This is a genomic window from Micromonospora sp. NPDC048898 (assembly GCF_043198035.1).
Lineage (GTDB): Bacteria > Actinomycetota > Actinomycetes > Mycobacteriales > Micromonosporaceae > Micromonospora.
This window is the reverse complement of record NZ_JBICUF010000048.1, coordinates 1-2,835: the sequence shown is the minus strand read 5'-3', so window position 1 is coordinate 2,835 and position 2,835 is coordinate 1. Positions and strand designations below refer to the sequence as shown.

General features: G+C 74.3%; 2 protein-coding genes. Both read right to left on the bottom strand.

What is annotated here, in order from left to right; genetic code table 11:
• The coding region (locus tag ACGFIQ_RS36210) for a beta-ketoacyl synthase N-terminal-like domain-containing protein (protein WP_393250853.1) at window positions 1–440 on the bottom strand (440 nt) is incomplete at its 3' end.
• Window positions 441–471: 31 nt separating this feature from the next.
• Window positions 472–2,835: type I polyketide synthase (locus ACGFIQ_RS36205; RefSeq protein ID WP_393250851.1), on the bottom strand; the 2,364-nt coding region annotated here is incomplete at its 5' end.

Sequence of the window (2,835 nt, the reverse complement as noted above, 5' to 3'; positions counted from 1 at the left end):
GTGCCGCGCAGCTGGTCGGGATCCAGGCCGGCGGACTCGAACAACTCCCAGGTGGTCTCCAGCAGCAGTCGCTGCTGCGGATCGGTCGCGAGAGCTTCCCGAGGGCTCATCCCGAAAAACCCCGCATCGAAATCCGCAGCGTCATACAAGAACGCACCCTGCCGGGCGTAGGACTTCCCCGTCCGGCCCGGGTCGGGGTCGTACAGCGCCGGGCCCCAGCCGCGATCCCCGGGGAACTCGCCCACCGCGTCGCGCCCCTCGGCGACCAGCTCCCACAGGCCCGCCGGCGACGTGACACCGCCCGGGTACCGGCACGCCATGCCCACCACGGCCACCGGCTCCGAGGCGCCGGCTTCGACGTCCTGCAGCCGTTGACGGGTCTGGTGCAGTTCCGCGACGGCCCGGGTCAGGTATTCGCGCAGCTTGGCCTCGTCAGCCATGGGACCTTGCTCCTCTGTGTGGTCGGCTGGTTCAGGACAGGTCGAGATCGCCGTCGACGAGGCTGAACAGCTCCTCGTCGCTGGCGGCCTGCAACCGGTTGATCAGCGTCGGGTCGCCGGCCGCCGGCCGGTCACCGGTCAGCGCGGTCAGCAGGGCCTGGAGCCGGCGGGTCACCCGGACCCGCCCCTCGTCCTCGGCGGGCCGGGCGGCCAGGTCACGTTCCAGCCCGTCGATCTCGGCCAGGAACGTCGCCTCGGGGGCGGCATCGCCGGCCAGGGACTCGGCGATGCGATCGGTCAGATGCCGCGGCGTCGGGTGGTCGAAGATCAGCGTGGCCGGCAGGCGCAGGCCGGTCGACCCGGCCAGCCGGTTGCGCAGCTCCACGGCGGTCAGCGAGTCGAAGCCGAGCTCGTGGAAGTGCTGCCCGGCGTCGACCGACTCGGGTCCGGGATGGCCGAGCACGGCGGCGACGTCACCGCGTACGAGGGTCAGCAGGTGCCGGTGCCGCTGCTCGGGCGTCATCGCCCGGAGCCGGACGGCGAGGTCGCCGCCGTCCGCGGCGGGTGCCGGCCGCGGCGGCACCGGCGCGAGGCCACGCAGCAACGGCGGCAGGTCCGGCCGGCGCAGCGCGGCACCGGTCAGCGGCACACAGACCTGCAGCGCCGGCCCACCCGCCAGCGCGGCGTCGAAGAGCGCGAGGCCCAGCTCGGTGGAGAGCCGCGGCATTCCGGCCTGGTGCCGGGAGCCGTTCAGGTGGGCGGTCATCCCCGTCGCCTGCTCCCAGTAACCCCACGCGATCGAGGTCCCCGGAAGGTCAAGATCACGACGGTACGCGGCCAGCGCGTCCAGATAGGTGTTGGCCGCGGCGTAGTTGCCCTGCCCGGGGTTGCCGAACGTGCCGGCCGACGACGAGAACAGCACGAAGGCGGCCAGGTCGAGGTGCCTCGTCTGCTCGTGCAGGTGCTGCGCCGCGTCCACCTTGGTGGCCAGCACGCGGTGCAGCTGGTCATCGGTCATCGTGCCGATAGTGGCGTCGTCGATGACGCCGGCGGCGTGCACGACGGCGGTCAGCGGATGCCGCAGGCCGGCGATCAGCCCGGCCACCTGCCCGCCGTCGGAGACGTCGCACGCGACGAGCTCGACGTCCGGGGCGAGCTGCCGGAGCTGCTCCGCGTCGGGATGGTCCGGGCCGGTGCGGGACACCAGAACGAGCCGGGTGACGCCGTGGTGCTGGGCGAGGTGGCGGGCGACGAGCGCGCCGAGGCCTCCGGTGCCCCCGGTGATCAGCACCGTGCTGTCCGGGTCGAGCGTCCGGGCGGGCTCCGCCGTGGTGATCCGGGCGAGGCGGGGCACCAGGGTGCGGCCGTTCCGGACCTCGATCTCCGGCTCCCCGGCGGCCACGGTCACGCCGTCGAGGGAGGCCGCGCGGATCAGGGTGACCCGGCCCGGGTTCTCCCGGGCGGCGGTGCGGGCCAGCCCGGTGAGCACGCTGTGCGCCGGGTTGTCCGGCCGGGTGTGGACCACGAGGTGCCGGTCGTCGTCCGGCCGGTCACGCAGATGCCGCAGCAACGAACCCGCCGCCTCGTGCGGATCCGCGGTGTCCGGCGCGGTCCAGACGTCGGCATCCGCCGGCATCGGCGATCCGCCGGCCGGAGCGGCGGTCCAGGCCACCGTGAAGCGGCTTCCGTCCGTCCGTACGGAGCTGAGCACTCCCGGCTCGACCGGCCGGGTGGCGAGCCGGTCCACCGTCAGGACCGGCCGGCCCGTGCCGTCGCGGACCACCACGGCCAGGTCGTCGCCGGCCCGCCGGAGCGTCACCCGCAGGTCGCCGGCGCCGGTGGCGTGCAGGGTGACGCCGGTCCAGGCGAACGGCAGCCGGACCCCGTCGCCGGTTTCCGCGCGGGTGGCGAGCGGGTGCAGGGCGGCGTCGAGCAGGGCGGGATGGATCATGTGACCGGCGGCGGTGAGACCGTCGGGCAGCGCCACCGTGGCGTGGATGGTTCCGTCGTCCTGGTGCCAGACGCCGGTCAGCCCGGTGAAGGCGGGGCCGTAGTCGTAGCCCCGGCTTGCGAGGTCGTCGTACAGGGCGGTGATGTCGACCGGTGTGCTGCCGGGCGGGGGCCACTCGCCGGCCGTGGGTTCTTGGCCGGCCGCGGGGGCGAGGGTGCCGGTCGCGTGCCGCAGCCACGGCTCGTCGGGCGATGTCCGCGAATGGATCGTCACCGTCGCGTCGGTCCTGGTGACCTGGAGCTGGAGTGTGGTCTCGGGCGTGAGGACCAGCGGCGCGTGCAGGGTGAGATCGGCGACGGCGGGTGTGGCGGTGTGGCTCGCCGCGTGCAGGGCCATGTCGAGCAGAGCCGTGCCGGGGAGCAGGGTGGTGGTGTTGACGGTGTG